The sequence below is a fragment of the Micromonospora sp. RL09-050-HVF-A genome (assembly GCF_019374995.1).
Classification (GTDB): Bacteria; Actinomycetota; Actinomycetes; order Mycobacteriales; family Micromonosporaceae; genus Micromonospora; species Micromonospora antibiotica.
Genome location: NZ_JAGKQP010000002.1, coordinates 5779425 through 5797649, shown reverse-complemented (window position 1 = coordinate 5797649; position 18225 = coordinate 5779425). Strand labels below are relative to the sequence as shown.

The window sequence follows — 18225 nt, the reverse complement described above, 5'->3', positions numbered from 1 at the left end:
CCACGCGGGGGCGTGACCGGCCGGTCACGCCCCCGCACCCCGTCCGGGCTCAACCGCCCAGGGCGTCGATGTCGCGCATCTCCTCGGCGGTCAGCGAGAAGTTCCAGATGTCGGCGTTGGCGCGGATGCGCTCCGGGGTCACCGACTTCGGGATCACCACGATCTCGTGGTCGACGTGCCAGCGCAGCACCACCTGCGCCGGTGAGACGTCGTGCGCGGCGGCGATCCGGGTCAGCACCGGGTCGGCCAGGTCGCTGGCCTTGAACGGGCTGTAGCCCTCCAGCACGATCCCCCGGTCCCGGTGCTCGGTGTGCCGCTGCCGGTCGTACAGCGTCGGGCTCCACCGGATCTGGTTGACCGCCGGGTTCTCCTCGGTGGCCTGGATCAGCTCGTCGAGCTGGGCGGTGGCGTAGTTGCTCACCCCCACCGCCCGGGTGAGGTTCTCGTCCCGGGCGGCCAGCAGCTCGCGCCAGACCGGGATGCTGTCCGCCGGTGACGACGGCGGCCAGTGGATCAGCCACAGGTCGACGTGGTCGGTGCCCAGCGCCCGCAGGCTCGCCTCGAGCGTCTCCCGTTCCCGGCCGACCCGGTCCGGCGGCAGCTTGGTGGTGATGAAGACGTCCTCGCGGCGTAACCCGCTCTCCCGTACCGCCCGACCCACCTCCTCCTCGTTGCCGTACATGGTGGCGGTGTCGAGGTGCCGGTAGCCGGCGTCCAGCGCGGCCAGCACCGCGTCGTAGCCGGCCTGGCCGGTGGCCTGCCAGGTGCCGAAACCGAGCAGCGGCATCCGGACGTCGCCGGGGAGCAGGACGGTGGGTTGGTCGAGGTCCATGCCGACCCTTCTACCCGACATCGGAGCGGACATGCCGCGCCCCCGGCGAACCCGGACGGATTGCCGGAGAATGCCGGTGTGCCGAGCATCGACCCGGGCCGACGGCGAGGAGCATCGTGTACCTGACCCACCTGGAATGTCCCCGCTGCGGTCGGGAGCACGACCCCGGCCGGCTCACCAACCTCTGCACGTGCGGCTCGCCGCTGTTGGCCCGCTACGACCTGGCCGCGGTGGCCGCCGCCGTGACCCCCGAGCGGTTCGGGTTGCGCCCCGCCGACCTGTGGCGTTACCGGGAACTGCTGCCGGTGGCCGACGAGCGGCACGTCACCACGCTGGGTGAGGGGTGGACGCCGCTGTTGCGCGCCCCGGCGTACGGCCACGAGATCGGCATCGCCGACCTGATCGTCAAGGACGAGGGACTCACCCCGACCGGGTCGTTCAAGGCCCGGGGGGCGGCGGTCGGGGTGAGCCGGGCCCGGGAGCTGGGCGTACGACGGCTCGCCATGCCCACCAACGGCAACGCCGGGGCGGCCTGGGCGACGTACGCGGCACGGGCCGGGATGGCGGCGACCATCGTGATGCCGTTGGACGCCCCGGTCATCTGCCGCCGCGAGTGCGTGGCCGCCGGGGCCGACCTGCGCCTGGTCGACGGGTTGATCGGCGATGCCGGACGCTGGGTGGCCGAGCTGGTGGCCGACGCCGACGGGGCCGTCTTCGACGCCGGCACACTGCGCGAGCCCTACCGGCTGGAGGGCAAGAAGACGATGGGGTACGAGATCGTCGAGCAGCTCGGCTGGCAGGTGCCCGACGTGATCATCTACCCGACCGGTGGCGGGGTGGGCCTGATCGGCATCCACAAGGCCCTGCACGAGCTGCGGGAGCTGGGCTGGGTGGGCGACAAGCTGCCCCGGTTGGTGGCCGTGCAGTCCACCGGCTGCGCGCCGATCGTCCGGGCGTTCGCCGCCGGGGAGGACCGCGCCCGGCCCTGGGTCGACGCGCACACGGTGGCCTTCGGGATCACCGTGCCGGCCCCGCTGGGCGACGAGCTGATCCTGACCGCGCTGCGGGAGAGCAGCGGCACGGCGGTCGCCGTGGACGACGCGGAGATCCTCGCCGACCTGCGGGACTTCGCCGCCCGGGAGGGGTTGCTGCTCTGCCCGGAGGGGGCGGCCTGCCTGACCGCCGCCCGCCACCTGCGCGCCGGCGGCTGGATCCGGGCCGACGAGCGGGTGGTGGTGCTGAACACCGGATCGGGGCTCAAGTATCCGGAGACGGTCGACGTCTCCGGCGTACCGGTGCGGTGACCGCCGGCCGCCCGGGTGCCGATCCGCGTCCCACGGACGGCACGTCCCACGGGACGCCGGTGGCGTCGGCGCCACCGGCGAGCAGTAGCGGACCTGCCGGATCTCGACGACGACGAAGGGCCCCGGCCACACGCACCGGGCGTGGGCAGGGGCCCTGTCGGTCGGCTCCGCCGGTCGGCGGCGGCACCGGGTCAGGACGTCGGCGGCTCGTCCTGGCCGGCGGCCTCCGCCGCGTCGGCTTCCTCCTTGGTCCGGTGCACCACCTGGTCGGCGTGCTCCGGCGGGCCGTAGACGGTGTAGAGGACCAGCGGGTTGGGCCCGGTGTTGACGAAGTTGTGCTTCGTCCCGGCCGGCACCACCACCAGGTCACCCTGGGCGACCTCCCGCGTCTCCCCGCCGACCCGGGCCTCACCGGTGCCGCTGACGAAGGTCAGGATCTGGTCGATCCCGTCGTGGACCTCCTCGCCGATCTCGCCGCCCGGCGGAATGGTCATGATCACCAACTGGGTCTTCTCGCCGGTCCAGAGCACCCGGCGGAAGTCTGGGCTCTTCTGGGCGACCGTCGCGATCGTGAAATGCTCCATGTTCCGCTCATACCCGCAACGACGACAGATCACGCCGGGCCGTGCAGATGATGGAATTCCCCGCCCCGGGCAGGTTTGCCCGTCGCCGGATCGGGCAACGACCACTCCAGACCGGCGCGGGCGATCGCACCGGTCGAACCAGGTCCCCGCTGGCGTACCGCCGGATGGCTGCGATGGTGGGAGACGGTCGGAGCGCGGCGACGGACGGCCGGTGGGTCGTACGGCGCCGTGCGCCCGTTCAGGCCAACACCGCCAGGTGGAACGGACGGTCGGAGACGCTGCCGTCGGTGGCGAACGTCTTGACGAACACCCCGTTGGGGATGCCGGTCCGCCCCACCACGCTGATGCCACCGGGCGGCGCGAGCCCGGCGCTGCCGGCCAACCCGATCGTGCCCACGTAACCGGCCCGGCTCACGTCCTGGTCGAAGACGACCTGGTACATGCCGGGGGCGAGCCGGGTGGCGGAGGCCGCGCCGAGACCACGGGCCAGGATGCCGTTGGCGTGCACCACGGCGTAGAGCATCCGGGCCGAGGCGGGCATGCCGGTCTGCCGGTAACTGACCAGTTGGGCATCGGCCAGGGCCACGTCGTCGCGGCCGGGGACGGGTTGGGTGGCCGGGCGACGCCGGGGACCGGTGCTGGACATGGTGCTCCTGCCTGCCGGCCACCTTCTCGGGCCGGGAGCGATGGGGGGTGACTCCACGATCCGCGCCGTACGACCCGGATCCGTACCTCGAAAATATGTCGGTCATGCCGGCTACCACCAGTCGACCGCATGTCCAGTAGCTGACATAAACCCGCCGTGAGCTGCGCAAACTCCGCCCATCGGCCGAGCTGCGCCCGCCTGCGGAGCTGCGCCCGGCCGGCGGGCGGGTCGGCGACCGGGGCTAGCCTGCTGGGGTGGCCCGACTGCTGCTCGTCGAGGACGATCTGACCATCCGTACCCCGCTGGTCCGGGCGCTGCGCGACCGGGGACACGCGGTGGCCGCCGCGTCGACCGCGATGGAGGGTTTGCGGCACACCCTCGACGACCGGCCCGACCTGGTGGTGCTCGACCTCGGCCTGCCCGACCTCGACGGCGGCGAGCTGTTGCGGATGCTGCGTGCGGTCAGCGCCGTACCGGTGATCGTGGCCACCGCCCGCGACGACGAGCGGGAGATCGTCCGGCTGCTCGACGCCGGGGCGGACGACTACGTCGTCAAGCCGTTCACCGCCGTGCAGCTCGACGCCCGGGTGCGGGCGGTGCTGCGCCGGGGCGGCCCCGACCGGCCCGACGGCGAGGCCGTGCTGGCGGTCGGCGGGCTGCGCGTCGACCCACGCGCCCGCCAGGTCACCCTGGACGGCGTACCGGTGGAGCTGACTCCGCGCGAGTTCGACCTGCTGCACCACCTCGCCGGCCGGCCCGGTGCGGTGGTGACCAAACGGGAGCTGCTCACCGAGGTCTGGCGGATCCCCTACGGCGGGGCGGACAAGACCGTCGACGTGCACCTGTCCTGGCTGCGCCGCAAGCTCGGGGAGAGTGCCCAGCAGCCGCGCTACCTGCACACCGTGCGCGGGGTCGGGGTGCGGCTCGCCCCGCCGGCGGACGACCGGTGAGCCGGCGACACGGCGCACCCGGCAGCGGCAGGTCCCGGTCTGCTGCCGACGCACCCGGCAGGGTGACGACCGGCCGGTGCCCCGACCGGGGTCGGGGCACCGGCTCGGCGGTGGGTCAGCGGACGGCGCAGGTCAGCACGGTCGGGGGCTGGTTGTCACCGGTGCCGACCAGGCCCCAGCTGGTGGTCGCGCCGGGCGGCAGGCTGCCGTTGTAGTTGGCGTTGGTGGCGGTGACCTGCCGGCCGGACTGACTGACCGTGGCGTTCCAGGACGAGGCGATCTGCTGCGCCCCCGCGAAGGTCAGCGCGGTGGTCCAGCCGGTGATGGTGGTGCTGCCGACGTTGCGCACCGTCACCTCGGCCTGGAAGCCGCCCGACCAGTAGCCGGTCACCCGGTATCCGGCCGAGCAACCGGCCACCGGCGCGGGCGTGCCGGTGGGGATGCCGGTCGGCGTCACGGTGGGGGTGGCCGACGGCGTCACGGTGGGGGTACCGGTCGGCGTCACGGTGGGGGTACCGGTCGGCGTCACGGTGGGGGTACCGGTCGGCGTCGCGGTGGGGGTCGGGGTCGTCCCGTCCGAGGTGGTGTAGTCGGCCCGGGTGTACGCCGCCGAGCACGTCCCACCGCAGGAGGCGGGCAGCGCGAACCGGTAGACCCGACCGTTGTTGACCAGCGTGCCGGCCGCGTCGCGGACCCGGATCTGGAAGTCGGTGCCACCGGACGCGGTCGCCCCGATCACGTACGACTGTCCCATGTCGCTGTTCATGGTGGCGGCCGTCCACACCCCACCGGCCAGGTATTCCACCCCGTGGATGCCGTTGGGCAGGTGCGAGACGGCGATCGCCGGCCAGTACCGCTGGGCGCCCTTCATGAAGCCGATCCGGATGTCGCCGGAGTAGTCCGGCGCGGACACGAACGACCAGGAGACGTGCCGGTTGTTCCAGTGGGTGGGGTTCAGGTCCCCCACCGGCGTCCCGTTGCGCACGAACCGGTTGAGCGAGGCGGTGGAGAGGTCCAGGTGGTAGGGGTCGTCACGGCACCAGGCGTTGCCGTCGCCGCAACTGTCCGCCACCACCATGGTCAGGGTCGCCCCGTTGTAGGCGTCCGTAATCCACGAACCGTTGCGGCAGAAGGGCTGCCCCGGTGCGCCGTCGTTGACGCCGGTGCAGTAGTCGCCGATGGTGACCCGCACGAAGCGACCACAGTTGAGGCCGTTGTTCCACAGCCCGATCTTCGCCGCCTGGCTGGCCGGGATCGGCCGCAGCGGGTACGACGAGTAGTCACCGGGCAGGTCGTAGGCGTTGAGCGCGACGAAGTCCGGCGAGTCCAGCTCCGCCTGGGGCAGGCCGCAGCCGCCGTACGGGGCACCGAGGCCGTCGAAGTGGGTGGCGTTGCCGGTGACCGGGGTGCTCGGCTCGGGCACCGCGAGCGCACGGGCGGGCAGCGGAACGGCCAGCAGCAGCGCGGCGGCGGTCAACGCCGCGAGCAGGCCGGCACGGTGACACGACGATGTCATGGGGGTACGCCTTCCGGGCAGGATGGAGCGGGGACATGGTGATCGGATGCCCTTCCACGCCCGGCGTACCGCCCACCCATGCCACCACCGGCACCGACCACTGTCAATGCCCGATGTGGAGGGCCCCGGGTACGGTGCCGATCCGTCAGGACGATTGCCGGCAACCCCTGTGGCAGGGCCGGTCGGCCCGGTAGATTGAGGTATGGTGCCCGCCCCCGGGGGTCGGGTGGCGGAACCGGTCTACCGCCCCATCCTCACCAGCAGACGCGGTGAGCTGGAGGCGCTGGGTCATCTCGACAGCGCCTCGGCTCCCCTGGTCGCCCCGGTCCTCGACGTGTCCCCGGCCGATACCGGCCTGCCCGATCTGCTGCGCCGGCTGCCCGCCGGTCTGGTGCCGGCCGTCGACGTCTGCGCCCTGCCCGACGGGCCGGCCGGCGAGCTGGCCCGGTGGGACCTGCCCGTCCTGCCGGTGGTCGGGTTGGCCTGTGGCGACCGGCGGTTGGCGGCACACGGCGCGGCCTGTCGGGCGTACGCCCGGGGTGCGGTGGTCCGGCTGCGGATCGGCCGGGACCGGGCCGGCCCGGACGCCACGACGACGGCGGTGGAGCGGATCTGGCGGCGGACCGGGCTGGTCCCGGAGCAGTGCGACCTGCTGGTCGACGCCGGTGACGTGTGCTGCCTCGCCGACCTGCGGGTCGCCGAGCCCCGGGTACGCCGGGTGGTGGACTGGGCCTGCCGGCACGCCTGGCGCACGGTGACCGTGGCGGCCGGCGGGATGCCGCCGTCGCTGTCCCGGCTGCGCACCGACGAACCGGTCCGGGTGGACCGCTGGGACTGGCTGTTCTGGCGTCGGCTGACCGACCTGGGCGTCGGGTACGGCGACTACGGCGTGGTCCCCGCCCCGCCGGGCGACGTGGAGCCGGGCGACCGGCTGCCGACGGTGCGGTACACCACCGACGACGGGTGGTGGATCTACCGCTGGTCGCGGCGGGGTGGCCGGGGCGACGAACGGTTCGCCGACCTGTGCCGCACGCTGGTCACCGCCGCACACTGGCCGGCCGCCGGGGCGGGGTTCTCCTGGGGTGACCACGAGTTGCTGCGGCGGGCCCGCCGGGTCACCGGGGCCGGGTCACCGGCGAACTGGACGGCATGGAGCACGTCGCACCATCTGGCGCACGTGCTGTCGGAGCTGACCGGGCCGGTCGACGGGCGTCGTCGGGGCCCGCCGACGGGCGTCGACGACCGGGACGGGTTCACCCGGCCGCACCGCGGCGGGGAGCACCGGTGGGCCCGCTGACCGGGTCACTCCTGCTCGGTGAAGCCGAACTGGACCACGCCCTCGTCGTCGACGGAGGCGTCCACGGAGGTGTCGTTGAGCAGTTCGGCGGCGTCGGGGTCGAGGAAGATACGGGCCCCTTCGGTGTCGACGACCTGATCGCCCTGCGCCGGCACGGGCACCAGTTCGATGGTGAGCGCACCGGCCTCGGTGTCGGCGGCGATCCGCAGCCCGCCGTCCTGGGCCACGTCCTGCTGGGCGGCGAGGTCACGGATCACGAGTACGGCGTTGTCGGTCATCGTGAGCATGGTGGGACTCCTCGGGATCATCGGGATCATCAGGGTCGGAACGTCGCTCGACGACACGTGCGCGTTCCCTGCGGCGAACCGGTGCCCGCCGGGTGATTCGGGGCGTCTTCGTGCCGCCCTCCCCACCCACGGTGCCTGCCGCACGGAGGTTCGTCAAATAGAGCGCCGGCTATCGGCGAATCCGCAGAACATCCACGTTTCCGCTCCTCAGCCCCCTGATCTTTCCTACCCTGAGCGCATGGACGCTGCCCGACGGTACGCCGCAGAACTGCTCGGCACCCTGCTGCTGGTCCTCGCCGGGGTGGGCACCGCCGTCTTCGCCCAACTCCAGGGCGGCGTGGTGGCCGTGGCGCTGGCCTTCGGGTTCGTGCTGGTGGGGTTGGTGTACGCGATCGGCCCGCTCTCCGGCGCGCACCTCAATCCGGCGGTGACGATGGGGGTGCTGCTCTCCGGCAAGATCTCCGTGGTCGGCGCGGTCGCGTACTGGATCGCGCAGTTCGTGGGGGCCACGGTGGCCGGCTTCGTCATCTGGGGGCTGGTCCGCTGGGGTGGCGTGGCGGACCAGACGGGAGCGTTGGGCACCAACGGTTACGGGGTGCACATCAACCGGGGTGGCACGGCGGTGCTGGAGGTCATCCTGACGTTCCTGTTCGTGCTGGTGGTGCTGGTGGTGACGAGCCGGGTCGAGCACGCCGGCTTCGCCGGTCTGGCGATCGGCCTGGCCCTGGTGGCGGTGCTGCTGGTGGGAATCACCCTGGACGGCACCTCGATCAACCCGGCCCGGTCGTTCGGTCCGGCCGTGTTCGAGGGCGGTGCCGCGCTCCGGCAGCTGTGGGTGTTCATCGTCTTTCCGCTGCTCGGCGGGGCGCTGGCCGCGCTGGCCGCCCCGCTGCTGGTGGCGCCGAGCCGGCACTTCCGTGCCGAACCCGACGCGCCCGATCCGGCCGCGCCGGACCCGACCTGACCCCGACCGGGGCCACCCGACCGGCTGAGCCCGACCGGTGGACGCCACCCGGGTGGTCAGCGCCGTTGCAGCACCACCACCGGGATCTCCCGGTCGGTCTTGCTCTGGTATTCGTTGTAGGCCGGCCAGATGCCGGTCATCCTCGGCCACATCCGCGCCCGCTCCGCCGGCTCGGCGGTCCGCGCCCGGACGGCGAACGTCTCCGGGCCCACCTGCACCTGCGCGTCGGGTTCGTCGAGCAGGTTGAGATACCAGGAGGGGTGCTGGGGCGCACCACCCTGGGAGGCGACGATCAGGTAGTCGTCGCCGTCCCGCCCGTAGATGAGCGCGGTGCGGCGTAGCCTGCCGCTGCGCCGGCCCCGGGTGGTCAGCAGCAGCGTGTAGACGCCCGGCTGCCACTCGTGCCCCTCGGCACCGCCGGTCGCGACGTACCGCCGGATGTGATCGGCGACCCAGCCCTCGGGGCTGTCCAGCACCTGCTCGTCGGTCGACATCTGCGCCTCCGGGTAGCTCGTGGCATCGACCCGGCCACGCTATCCCGACATAAACCCCAAAGGCGGGCGAACGACTCAACGCACCGCTGCCGCCTGGAGGTTCACGTTGCCGCAACTGCTGTTGAAGGTCTTCTCGACGGTCCAGCGGATCAGCAGCTGCTCACCCCGGGGCACCCGGTACCGGATGACGAACTGGGCGGTGTGGGTGGTGTGCGGGTCCTCCAGCCGCAGCGTGCGGGTCGCGCCGCCGGTGGACAGCCGCACGTCCAACCGACCCTGGGCCATCCAGGTGCCGGCGAAGAGGTGCACCGTACGCGGTTCACCGTCGCCGGTCACGGCCAGCGCGAACCCGTTACCGACCCCGCAGACGAACACACCGGTGGCGGTGGCGGAGACTGCCGGCACCCCGGCACCGTCACGCCACCCGAACAACTCGGGATTGGTGTCGTACCGGTCGCGTGCACCCCGGCCGCCCTCGTCGCGGATCTCACCGGTGCCGCCGCTCTTACGGATCAGGGTCTCCGGCCGGTTGAGGCCCCAGTGCACCCAGTCCCGGGCGCCCAGGGCGGTCAGGTCCACCTCGGCGGGCACCTCGGCCCGGGAGACGCTCAGCGTCGGCGCGGCCGGGGACGCCGCCGGGGTGGCCGTCGGCGTCGGTGGCCCGCTCGGCGGCGGCGGGGTGCGTTCCCGGGGCTGCAGGCCGGGTGCGACGACCCCGGCCTCGGCCGACACGCCCACCCCCGTCGCCCCGGTCGGATAACCGGCCGGGGTCGGCGCACCGGCCGGCAGCACCAGGTCGGGCTCCGCCGGGTCCGGGTCCGGGCCCAGATAGGTCACCAGCACCGCAAGGCAGGCCAGGCCGGCCACCGAACCGATCGCCCAGCGGCGGCGTTGCCGACGACGGGCCTCCCGCCGTTGGGCGATGCGCGTCGTCGGGCCCGGCCCGATCCGCCAGGTCTCTTGGTCGTTCACGTATGTCCCACTCCCCAGCCCGACGCCCGCGACCGGTCGGGGAGGGGGTGCGGTCGCGCCGTGAGCGTTCTCACGTTTTCATTCCAGGGCCGCCATGCGCCATATGCCAGCGGGTGGGCGTTTCCAGTTTGTTACCAAGTGCGTGCCGCGGAAAGTTTCCTACCTAATATGAAAGACCAGCTCAGCCGCGAAATGGCCAGAAGATCAACGATAGGGGGCCGTCAGCGGATCTCGAAACCCAGCGCCCCGGCCAGCACCATCGCCTGGGTCGGGTCGATCACCGCGCCGGCCCGCTCGACCGCCGTCGGGTCCAACGCGGTGAGGTCGCTGCCCCGCAGATCGGCCCCGGTGAGACGCACCGCGCGCAGCTGGGCCGCCGAGAGGTCCACCCGGGCCAGGGTCGCGCCGGTCAGGTCCGCCCCGGACAGGTCGACCTCCCGCATCCGGACGTCGCTGAACTGCGCGCCCCGCAGGTCGGCCCCGGGCAACCCGACGAACGACCAGTCCCCGCCCGACACCCGCAACGGACGCAACGCGCACTGGTCGAACGTGCTGCCGACCAGCTTGCAACCGGTGAACTCGGCCTCGAACAGGTTGCACCGGCGGAACCCGCAGCGGACGAAGGCCGAGTCGGTGTGCCGGGAGGAGTTGAACGACACCCCGCCGAAGTCACACCCGGTGAACGAGGCACCCCGGGTGACCGCCTCGGTCAGGTCGACGTCAGTGAAGACGCAACGCACGAAGTGCCGGTCGACCAGCTCCTCGGCGTACCAGTCGGTGTGGCGGAACGTCTCGTCCTCGATGGTCTGCGGCACCACCCCACCCTAAGTGCGAGCACCGACACCACCACCGCACCTTTCGTCCGGCGCGTACCGGCTAGTAGTTTCGGCGGGTGAGCGTGGCACCCAGCACCGACCCGGCCCGTACCGGCTTCGACCCGGCCCGGCTGGCCCGCATCGACGAACACTTCGGCCGGTACGTCGACGACGGGCGGCTGGCCGGTTGGCAGATCGTCGTCACCCGTCGCGGCGAGGTGGCGCACTCCTCGGTCCGTGGGCTGCGCGACGTGGAGGCGGGCAGCCCGGTCGAGCCGGACACCATCTGGCGGATCTACTCGATGACCAAGCCGATCACCTCGGTCGCGGCGATGATGCTGTGGGAGGAGGGCCGGTTCGAGCTGACCGACCCGATCAGCCGCTGGCTGCCGGAGTTCGCCGACGTCCGGGTCTTCGACAGGGGTTCGGCGCTCAAGCCGTACACCGTGCCGGCGGTCGAGCCGATCCGGGTGTGGCACCTGCTCACCCACACCGCCGGGCTCACCTACGGCTTCGCGCAGACCTCGGTGGTCGACGCGCTCTACCGGGCCGCCGGCTACGACCTCGGCGTGCCGCCGGGGCTGGACCTGGCCGGGGCGAGCGCCGGGATGGCGCAGCTGCCGCTGCTGTTCCAGCCCGGCACCGGCTGGAACTACGGGGTCTCCACCGACGTGCTCGGCCGGCTCATCGAGGTGGTCTCCGGGCAGGGCCTGGCCGACTTCCTCACCGAGCGGGTCCTCACCCCGCTGGGCATGACGGACACCCGGTTCTGGGTCGACCCGGCCGACGCCAAACGGCTCGCCGCCCTCTACACCCCGCACCCGGGCACCGGCCGGGCGGTCCGCGCCGACCAGCTCGGTGCCGCCGCGCTGACCCGCCCGGAGTGCTTCTCCGGCGGGGGCGGGCTGGTCTCCACCGCCGCCGACTACCACCGGTTCACCCAGCTGCTGCTGCGCGGCGGCGAGCTGGACGGCGTACGACTGCTCGGGCCCCGCACGGTGCGTTACATGACCCGCAACCACCTGCCCGGCGGCGGTGACCTGGCGTCGTTGCAGCCGCAGGGGTTCGCCGAGACGGTGCTCGACGGCATCGGTTTCGGCCTGGGCTTCGCCGTGGTGCAGGACCCGGTCCCGGCCAAGGTGCCGAGCAGCGTCGGCGAGTTCTACTGGGGTGGGCTGGCCAGCACCGCGTTCTGGGTCGACCCGGCCGAGGAGATCACCGCCCTGCTGTTCACCCAGCTGATGCCGTCGAGCACCTACCCGTTGCGCTCCCAGCTGCGTCAGCTCGTCTACGCCGCCCTGGTCGGCTGAGCCGCGCCGGGCCGGGCGACGGCGGTGCCGGCCCGGCCGGCGGGGTCAGTCGGCGAGGCTGGCCGGGAAGCCGCCGGTGGCGATCGGGCCCCAGCTTCCGATGGTGACCCGGATCAGCGACTTGCCCTGCGCCACCATGGCCGCCCGGTACTCGTCCCAGTCCGGGTGCTCGCCGGAGATGCTGCGGAAGTACTCCACCAGCGGGTCCAGCGCGTCGGGCAGGTCGAGCACCTCGGCCGTGCCGTCGACCTGCACCCAGGGGCCGTCCCAGTCGTCGGAGAGCACGCAGGCGGAGACCCGGGGGTCCCGGCGGATGTTGGCGACCTTGGCGCGCTGCGGGTAGCTGGAGATGACCAGTCGCCCGGCGGCGTCGACCCCGCAGGCGACCGGGGAGGACTGCGGCCGGCCGTCGGCCCGGGTGGTCATCAGCAGGACCCGGTGGCGGGGGCGGACGAATTCGATCAGGGCGTCCCGGTCGACCCGGGTGTTGGTTGCGATGCTGCGTGCCATCCCCCGGTTCTACCAGGTCCGCCGGCCGGTGGCCCCGGTGGCGTCAGCCGGGGCGACCGGTGACCCGACCCCGCGCCGGCTGGGCGGGGACCCGGGGGCGGACGGTGGGCCGCCAGGCTCGGCCGTTGGCATAGATGACCCGGAAGCCGAGGTACGCCGCGAGCGGCGCCCAGTGCGCCGAGCCCATCCGCAGCTCGGCGGCGTTGTGCCGTTGGCCGTTGGCGAGCACGTCGAGCAGCACCGTCTCGAAGGCGGCCGACTCGACCCAGTCGACCTCGCGGGTGAAGCCGCAGATCAGGGCCGCGCCGGTGACGTCGAGGAAGTCGCGCAGCGTGGCGTCGGAGGCGCGCAGCACCGAGCAGCTGCCGAAGTAGAGCCGCCGGCCCTCACCCCGGCCGGCCATCCGCTCGGCGACGTCGGCCAGCTCGACGGAATCCCAGTCGGTGAGGCAGAGCCGGCTGGGCTCGCCGTGCATGGCGAAGAAACCGACCCGGTGATCGGCGTACTGCTTGAGCAGCCAGCGGTCGAGGAAGTAGAACAGCTCGTCGCGGGTGGCGGCGTCCTTGTGGATGTAGCGGATGCGGCCGAGGCGTTCGAGCAGTTCGAGGGTGGGCAGCACGGAGCCGCGCTCGTTGAGGTCGCGGTGCCACTGCCCCTCGACACAGAAGACCCCGCCCCGCGCCACGTGCACCTCCCCGACCTCGCCGGCCGGGACGACGTTACCGGGTCCCGGTCACGAACCCCCATCGCCCTCGGTGCCCGACTGGTCAGTTTCGACAGGCTTCGCCTTGGTAGCGAAATCCGTCCCCGGTCGGTACGACCTGACCGAATTACTATTCCCCGCATTTCACAGGCAATACCCAGGTATCGCTAATCGCGAGGACAATTCCCCTTTATCACCACGAATCAGCTCGTCAGCTGTCAGGGTGGAGGTCGCAGGACGTCCCGGGCGATGCCCTGTTCACCACCCCAATCACTTCCAATCGGGAGGACTTCTGTGCGCCAGAACACTGTGAAGCGGGCACTCGTCGCGTTCGCCCTGGCTCTGCCGGGAGCCGCGATCGCCACGGTGGCCGCCGCGCCAGCGGCCCACGCCGACGGCTGCTACACCTGGAAACGCGACCTCTACCAGGGTCGCTCCGGGGACGACGTCCGCCAGTTGCAGATCCGGATCGCCGGTTGGGCGGGACGAGGGGGAATCGTCCGGATCGACGGGGACTTCGGTCCCGAGACCGCCGCCGCGGTCAAGCGCTTCCAGAGCGCGTACGGGCTGCGCAGCGACGGCATCGCCGGCAAGCAGACCTTCACCAAGCTCTACCAGCTCCAGGACAACGACTGCACGCCGGCCCACTTCAGCTACCGGGAGCTGGACGACGGCTGCGGCAAGGGCGGGTGGAGCGGCGGCCCGCTCTCCGCCACCGACACCAAGGCCACCGCGGTGCGCACCATGTGGAAACTGGAGGCGCTGCGGCGCAGCCTGGGTGACAAGCCGCTCAACGTCACCAGCGGCTTCCGCGACTCCCGCTGCAACAAGCAGGTCGGCGGGGCCTCGGACAGCCAGCACCTCTACGGCAACGCCGCCGACCTGACCTCGGGGAGCAGGTCACTGTGCGAGGTGGCCCGCGCCTCCCGTGACCACGGGTTCAGCGGCATCTACGGCCCCGGGTACGCCGGCCACGACGACCACGTCCACGTCGACTCCCGGCGGGAGAACAACCGCGACACGTCGACCAACCGCACCAGCTGGGCGGCGCCCGACTGTGGCGTCAGCCGCTGACCCTCGCGGCAGCCGATGCCGGCCCGGCCCCACGGGATCATCGGGGCCGGACCGGCATCGGGGTACCGGAGGCGTCGGCCGGGCCTGACCGCTCAGCTCGCCCGGGGCCAGCGCGGCGCGGCGGCGGGGGGTGTCACCGGCCGTCCCGGCACGCCGCCACGCACCGCGGGCCGCATCCCCGCAGCGGACGGCCGCGCCCCGGGTGTCCCGGGCCGGCCGACCTGGCCACGGGCCGGATAGCCGGCCGCCGCCGGGGCGGTCCGCGCCGGTGCCGTCCCGGGCCGGGGGGTGGTGTAGGTGAACGGGAAGGGCACGTGCACGAACGGATTTCCGTGCCGGATCAGCGCGTCGATCTGACGATCGTTCAACCCGTGGTTCTCCAGCACCCGTCGTCCCCAACGGTGCAACCGGCACGGGTACGACGACCCGTCGTTGCGGCACAGCGGCCCGTTGGGCCACTCCTCGGCGGCGTGCACCACGACCGCCCGTACCGCGAGCCGGACGTCCTCGGGTGTCAACGAGACGGGCACCGGCACCTCACCCAGAACCTGATCGATGGGGTCCGTCGACTGCTCACCAACTCGCACGGCAGGCCTCCCGCAGCTCGGCAGCAGTTGCGGCTGAATCGCCGCAACGCATCCTCGCGCAGTGGTACGGGCGGTGACCGGCGTCGGTTCAATCCCCCCAGGCGGTGAGCAGATCCTCCGGCGTCAACACCTGCACACCGTCCACCACCGCACCGGCCCGGGCGACCGCCAGCAGCGCCACCTGTTCGTCGGCACCGGGCAGCCGGACCGACCCAGGTCCGGTTTCCGCTTGTCAGGCCAGGCCCGCGTCGTGCACCAGCAGCGCCACCTGGACCCGGTTGTTGAGCGCCAGCTTGGTCAGCAGCCGGGACACGTACGCCTTGACCGTCGCCACGCTCATGAACAGCTCCGCCGAGATCTCCGCGTTGCTCCGGCCGTGGCCGAGCGCCACCGCGACCTCCCGTTCCCGCTCGGTGAGCCCGGCCAGCAGCCGCAGCGCCCGGTCCCGACGCGGGTCCGCTCCCGGTGTCGGCCCGATGGTCAGGTGGCTGATCAGCTGGCGGGTCACCGTCGGCGACAGGGTCGCCTCACCGGCCGCCACCCGCCGCACCGCCCGGACGATCTCGGCGGGTGGGGTGTCCTTGAGCAGGAAACCGCCCGCGCCGGCCCGCAACGCCCGCAGCACCTGCTCGTCGGCGTCGAAGGTGGTCAGCACCAGCACCTCCGGCGGGTGCGGCAGCGCCCGCAGCGCCTCCGTGGCGGCCAGCCCGTCCACCCGGGGCATCCGGATGTCCATCAGCACCACGTCGGGCGCGCACGCGGCGACGGCGGCGGGCACCTCGTCGCCGTCGGCCGCCTCGCCGACCACCCGGACGTCCGGCACCCCACCGAGGATCATCGACAGCCCGGCGCGGACCAGCGCGTCGTCGTCGACGATCAACACCCGCACCGGGCCGTCGTCGCTGTCTGGCAGACCGGTCACCGGACACCACCGGCCACCCGCTCGGCAGTCCCGACCGGGCGGCCCGGGCCCACCGGGACGACCGGACAGACCGGGACGACCGGACAGGCCAGGACGACCGGACAGGCCAGGACGACCGGACAGGCCGGGACGGCCACGGCAACCGGACAGCCCGTGCCGAGCACGGCAACCGGGCGACTCATGCCGGCCACGGCAGCCGGGCGGCCAGCCGGAAGTCGCCGGTCGCGCCGTCCCGGCCGTGCGTCAGCCGGCCACCGGCCAGGTTGACCCGCTCGGCGATGCCGACCAGCCCGGTGCCGGCACCGGGCAGGCCCGCAGCCGGTGAGCCCACCGGCCAGGGGTTACGGATCTCCACGGCCAACTCCCGCCCCGGCCCGCCGGCCAGCCGGACACCGACCGCCGTGTCGGGGGCGTGCTTGCGCGCGTTGGTCAGCCCCTCCTGCACGATCCGGTACGCGCTGCGCCCCACCGCCGTCGGCACCCCCGCCAGGTCGGCGACCTCGTCGACCAGGGTGACCCGTACCCCGGCGGCCCGGGACTCGGCGACCAGCGCGGGCACGTCGGCGAGGGTGGGCTGGGGGCGTTCCGGTGCGGCGTCGCCGCCGGAGGTGTCGGCGCGGAGCACCCCGATCACCTCACGCAGGTCCTGTAGCGCGGCGTGCGCACTGCCCCGGATCACCCCGGCCGCCCGCGCCACCTCCTGCGGTGACGCGTCCGGGCGGAACTCCAACGCCCCGGCGTGCAGGCTGAGCAGCGAGATCCGGTGCGCCAACACGTCGTGCATCTCCCGGGCGATCCGGTTGCGTTCCAGCTGCCGGGCCTGTTCGATGCGGAGCTGCTGCTCGGCCTCGGCCCGGTGGGCGCGGTCGCGCAGCGACAGCACGAGCTGCCGGCGGGCCCGGACGAACAGCGCCCACGCCACCACGATCCCGACGAACATCACCGTCCAGGCCACCGTCGCCAGGTAGGGCAGCGTCGGGTCGGGGCGCACGACGGTGTAGAGCGGGATGACCGCCAGGTGGAAGCCGACCAGCGCCGCGCCGATCGGCAACGGCCGGTGGACCAGCACGGTGAACACCACGACCAGCAGCGCCACCCCGGCGGTCACCGAGAACAGGGCCAGCGGCAGGCCGGCCACGGCCAGCCCGACCGGCCAGCGCCGGCGCAGCCACAGGGCCGCGCAGAAGATCAGGCCCGCCGCCAGGTCCACCCCGACCAGCCAGGGCGGCCCGGCGTTGTGGGCGAACTGCGGGTCGGGCGACACCGCGTCGCCGAAGCCCACCAGCGCCCAGCCGACGGCGAGCAGGAAGGCCACCGTGTCGACCAGCCAGTCCCGGGGCGTACGGCGGGATGCCCTCGTCTCGGGCGTCAGCGCCCCCGGCAGCAGCCAGGGATGATCGGGTACGACGGCAGCACTCACCCACCCATGCTAGAAACCCGGCCGGCCGCCCGGACACCAACCAAAGTCGAGGTCTGCCGGTAGACCTAGGTAGGGGTGACACTCGACCGCCGGCCGCAGCGCCCGGCCGGGTGGTCGCGACAGGCTCGACGGCATGATCACCGTGAAGAACCTCACCAAGCGGTACGGCCCGCACCCCGCCGTCGACGACGTCTCCTTCCGCTGCGAACCCGGCACGGTGACCGGCTTCCTCGGCCCGAACGGGGCGGGCAAGTCCACCACCATGCGGATGCTCTGCGGGCTGACCCGACCGAGCTCCGGCACCGCCACCGTCGCCGGCCAGCCCTACCGGGAGCTACCCAACCCGGGTCGGGAGGTGGGTGTGCTGCTGGACGCCTCGGCGCAGCACGTCGGGCGCAGCGGGCGGGAGACGCTGACCCTGGCCGCCCGGACCATGGGCGTGGACGCCGACCGGGTGCCCGCCGTCCTGGACCGGGTGGGCCTGAACCCGGTGGCGGCGAAGCGGCGGGTCGGGGCGTACTCGCTGGGGATGCGGCAGCGGCTCGGCCTGGCGCTGGCGCTGCTGGGCGAGCCCCGGGTGCTGGTCCTCGACGAGCCGGCCAACGGCCTGGACCCGGAGGGGATCTTCTGGATGCGCGGCCTGCTGCGCGACTTCGCCGACCGGGGCGGCACCGTGCTGCTCTCCTCCCACCTGCTGCGGGAGGTGGAGGCGGTCGCCGACCGGCTGGTGGTGATCGGCGGCGGCCGGGTGGTCGCCCAGGGCGGCAAGGACGAACTGCTCGCCGGGGCGGGCACCCTGGTCCGGGCCCGCGACCCGCACGCCCTGCGGCTCACCCTCGACCGGGCCGGGCTGGACGCCACCGCCAACGCCGACGGCGGGTGCGTGGTCCGCGCCGAATCCGACGCCGTCGGGCAGGCCGCCGCCGACGCCGGGTTGGTCCTCACCGAGCTGCGGCCGGCCGGCGGCGGTGGCCTGGAACAGCTCTTCCTCACCCTGACCGCCGGCGCGAGCACCAAGGAGGCCGTGCAGTGACCACC

General features: G+C 73.1%; 20 protein-coding genes. 7 read left to right on the top strand and 13 right to left on the bottom strand.

The genetic code is table 11. The features are described 5' to 3' along the window. Nucleotides 1-49 precede the first annotated feature (49 nt). Nucleotides 50-832, bottom strand: a complete 783-nt coding sequence (locus J7462_RS25815) for an aldo/keto reductase (protein WP_219467684.1) — start codon at nt 830-832, stop codon at nt 50-52. A gap of 116 nt (nt 833-948) precedes the next feature. On the opposite strand from J7462_RS25815, the gene J7462_RS25810 reads away from it, so the two are divergent. Further along, nucleotides 949-2136 (top strand): threonine synthase, encoded by a 1188-nt coding sequence (locus tag J7462_RS25810; protein WP_219467681.1) that lies wholly within the window; start codon nt 949-951, stop codon nt 2134-2136. A 191-nt stretch (nt 2137-2327) separates the two neighbouring features. Here J7462_RS25810 and J7462_RS25805 read toward each other — a convergent pair whose 3' ends face one another. Both J7462_RS25805 and J7462_RS25800 read right to left on the bottom strand, forming a co-directional pair. Further along, on the bottom strand, nt 2328-2720 hold the full coding sequence (locus tag J7462_RS25805) for a cupin domain-containing protein (protein WP_219467678.1): 393 nt from the start codon (nt 2718-2720) through the stop codon (nt 2328-2330). A 238-nt stretch (nt 2721-2958) separates the two neighbouring features. Beyond that, nucleotides 2959-3366 (bottom strand): hypothetical protein, encoded by a 408-nt coding sequence (locus tag J7462_RS25800; protein ID WP_219467676.1) that lies wholly within the window; start codon nt 3364-3366, stop codon nt 2959-2961. Nucleotides 3367-3620: 254 nt separating this feature from the next. On the opposite strand from J7462_RS25800, the gene J7462_RS25795 reads away from it, so the two are divergent. Then, nucleotides 3621-4316 carry a response regulator transcription factor gene (locus J7462_RS25795; RefSeq protein ID WP_219467673.1) on the top strand — a complete coding sequence of 232 codons (696 nt, stop codon included), beginning with the start codon at nt 3621-3623 and terminating at the stop codon, nt 4314-4316. 115 nt (nt 4317-4431) lie between these two features. Here the strand turns inward: J7462_RS25795 and J7462_RS25790 are convergent, their stop codons facing one another. After that, nucleotides 4432-5832 carry a cellulose binding domain-containing protein gene (locus J7462_RS25790; RefSeq protein ID WP_219467671.1) on the bottom strand — a complete coding sequence of 467 codons (1401 nt, stop codon included), beginning with the start codon at nt 5830-5832 and terminating at the stop codon, nt 4432-4434. 202 nt (nt 5833-6034) lie between these two features. Between J7462_RS25790 and J7462_RS25785 the strand changes: the two genes are divergently transcribed. Continuing rightward, nucleotides 6035-7129 (top strand): beta family protein, encoded by a 1095-nt coding sequence (locus tag J7462_RS25785; RefSeq protein ID WP_219467669.1) that lies wholly within the window; start codon nt 6035-6037, stop codon nt 7127-7129. A 5-nt stretch (nt 7130-7134) separates the two neighbouring features. Here the strand turns inward: J7462_RS25785 and J7462_RS25780 are convergent, their stop codons facing one another. Beyond that, nucleotides 7135-7416 carry an iron-sulfur cluster assembly accessory protein gene (locus tag J7462_RS25780; RefSeq protein WP_208569597.1) on the bottom strand — a complete coding sequence of 94 codons (282 nt, stop codon included), beginning with the start codon at nt 7414-7416 and terminating at the stop codon, nt 7135-7137. A gap of 238 nt (nt 7417-7654) precedes the next feature. Here J7462_RS25780 and J7462_RS25775 point away from each other — a divergent pair, with 238 nt between their 5' ends. After that, nucleotides 7655-8380: an aquaporin gene (locus J7462_RS25775; RefSeq protein WP_208569598.1), complete on the top strand. Its 726-nt coding sequence runs from the start codon at nt 7655-7657 to the stop codon at nt 8378-8380. Between the two features lie 56 nt (nt 8381-8436). Here J7462_RS25775 and J7462_RS25770 read toward each other — a convergent pair whose 3' ends face one another. The 3 genes from J7462_RS25770 to J7462_RS25760 all read right to left on the bottom strand — a co-directional run bounded on the left by J7462_RS25770 (nt 8437) and on the right by J7462_RS25760 (nt 10661). Further along, on the bottom strand, nt 8437-8874 hold the full coding sequence (locus tag J7462_RS25770; protein WP_208569599.1) for a nitroreductase family deazaflavin-dependent oxidoreductase: 438 nt from the start codon (nt 8872-8874) through the stop codon (nt 8437-8439). Between the two features lie 75 nt (nt 8875-8949). Then, nucleotides 8950-9846, bottom strand: coding sequence for a hypothetical protein (locus J7462_RS25765; protein ID WP_308291033.1), 897 nt, complete (start codon nt 9844-9846; stop codon nt 8950-8952). Between the two features lie 221 nt (nt 9847-10067). Beyond that, nucleotides 10068-10661, bottom strand: a complete 594-nt coding sequence (locus J7462_RS25760; RefSeq protein WP_219467663.1) for a pentapeptide repeat-containing protein — start codon at nt 10659-10661, stop codon at nt 10068-10070. A 77-nt stretch (nt 10662-10738) separates the two neighbouring features. Between J7462_RS25760 and J7462_RS25755 the strand changes: the two genes are divergently transcribed. After that, entirely contained in the window at nt 10739-11971 is a 1233-nt protein-coding gene (locus J7462_RS25755; RefSeq protein WP_219467660.1) for a serine hydrolase, read from the top strand. A 45-nt stretch (nt 11972-12016) separates the two neighbouring features. On the opposite strand, the gene J7462_RS25750 is transcribed toward J7462_RS25755, so the two are convergent. Beyond that, nucleotides 12017-12481: a PPOX class F420-dependent oxidoreductase gene (locus J7462_RS25750; RefSeq protein WP_219467658.1), complete on the bottom strand. Its 465-nt coding sequence runs from the start codon at nt 12479-12481 to the stop codon at nt 12017-12019. A gap of 43 nt (nt 12482-12524) precedes the next feature. Then, a complete protein-coding gene (locus tag J7462_RS25745) occupies nt 12525-13166 on the bottom strand; it encodes a DUF6642 family protein (RefSeq protein ID WP_208569675.1) in 642 nt (213 codons plus the stop codon). A gap of 312 nt (nt 13167-13478) precedes the next feature. Here J7462_RS25745 and J7462_RS33030 point away from each other — a divergent pair, with 312 nt between their 5' ends. Next, nucleotides 13479-14258, top strand: a complete 780-nt coding sequence (locus J7462_RS33030) for a D-Ala-D-Ala carboxypeptidase family metallohydrolase (protein WP_308291032.1) — start codon at nt 13479-13481, stop codon at nt 14256-14258. A 92-nt stretch (nt 14259-14350) separates the two neighbouring features. Here J7462_RS33030 and J7462_RS25735 read toward each other — a convergent pair whose 3' ends face one another. The 3 genes from J7462_RS25735 to J7462_RS25725 all read right to left on the bottom strand — a co-directional run bounded on the left by J7462_RS25735 (nt 14351) and on the right by J7462_RS25725 (nt 17187). Next, nucleotides 14351-14788 carry a hypothetical protein gene (locus J7462_RS25735; protein WP_307799679.1) on the bottom strand — a complete coding sequence of 146 codons (438 nt, stop codon included), beginning with the start codon at nt 14786-14788 and terminating at the stop codon, nt 14351-14353. 289 nt (nt 14789-15077) lie between these two features. Beyond that, entirely contained in the window at nt 15078-15854 is a 777-nt protein-coding gene (locus J7462_RS25730) for a response regulator transcription factor (RefSeq protein WP_219470713.1), read from the bottom strand. A 91-nt stretch (nt 15855-15945) separates the two neighbouring features. Further along, nucleotides 15946-17187 carry a histidine kinase gene (locus J7462_RS25725; RefSeq protein ID WP_219467652.1) on the bottom strand — a complete coding sequence of 414 codons (1242 nt, stop codon included), beginning with the start codon at nt 17185-17187 and terminating at the stop codon, nt 15946-15948. A gap of 133 nt (nt 17188-17320) precedes the next feature. Here J7462_RS25725 and J7462_RS25720 point away from each other — a divergent pair, with 133 nt between their 5' ends. Then, nucleotides 17321-18220 (top strand): ABC transporter ATP-binding protein, encoded by a 900-nt coding sequence (locus J7462_RS25720; RefSeq protein ID WP_219467647.1) that lies wholly within the window; start codon nt 17321-17323, stop codon nt 18218-18220. Nucleotides 18221-18225 lie beyond the last annotated feature (5 nt).

Bases quoted from the DNA above. Each gene is read 5' to 3' on its own strand.
- J7462_RS25815 (WP_219467684.1), bottom strand. From the start codon at position 832: ATGGACCTCGACCAACCCACCGTCCTGCTCCCCGGCGACGTCCGGATG.
- J7462_RS25805 (WP_219467678.1), bottom strand. From the start codon at position 2,720: ATGGAGCATTTCACGATCGCGACGGTCGCCCAGAAGAGCCCAGACTTC.
- J7462_RS25800 (WP_219467676.1), bottom strand. From the start codon at position 3,366: ATGTCCAGCACCGGTCCCCGGCGTCGCCCGGCCACCCAACCCGTCCCC.
- J7462_RS25790 (WP_219467671.1), bottom strand. From the start codon at position 5,832: ATGACATCGTCGTGTCACCGTGCCGGCCTGCTCGCGGCGTTGACCGCC.
- J7462_RS25785 (WP_219467669.1), top strand. From the start codon at position 6,035: ATGGTGCCCGCCCCCGGGGGTCGGGTGGCGGAACCGGTCTACCGCCCC.
- J7462_RS25780 (WP_208569597.1), bottom strand. From the start codon at position 7,416: ATGCTCACGATGACCGACAACGCCGTACTCGTGATCCGTGACCTCGCC.
- J7462_RS25775 (WP_208569598.1), top strand. From the start codon at position 7,655: ATGGACGCTGCCCGACGGTACGCCGCAGAACTGCTCGGCACCCTGCTG.
- J7462_RS25770 (WP_208569599.1), bottom strand. From the start codon at position 8,874: ATGTCGACCGACGAGCAGGTGCTGGACAGCCCCGAGGGCTGGGTCGCC.
- J7462_RS25750 (WP_219467658.1), bottom strand. From the start codon at position 12,481: ATGGCACGCAGCATCGCAACCAACACCCGGGTCGACCGGGACGCCCTG.
- J7462_RS25720 (WP_219467647.1), top strand. From the start codon at position 17,321: ATGATCACCGTGAAGAACCTCACCAAGCGGTACGGCCCGCACCCCGCC.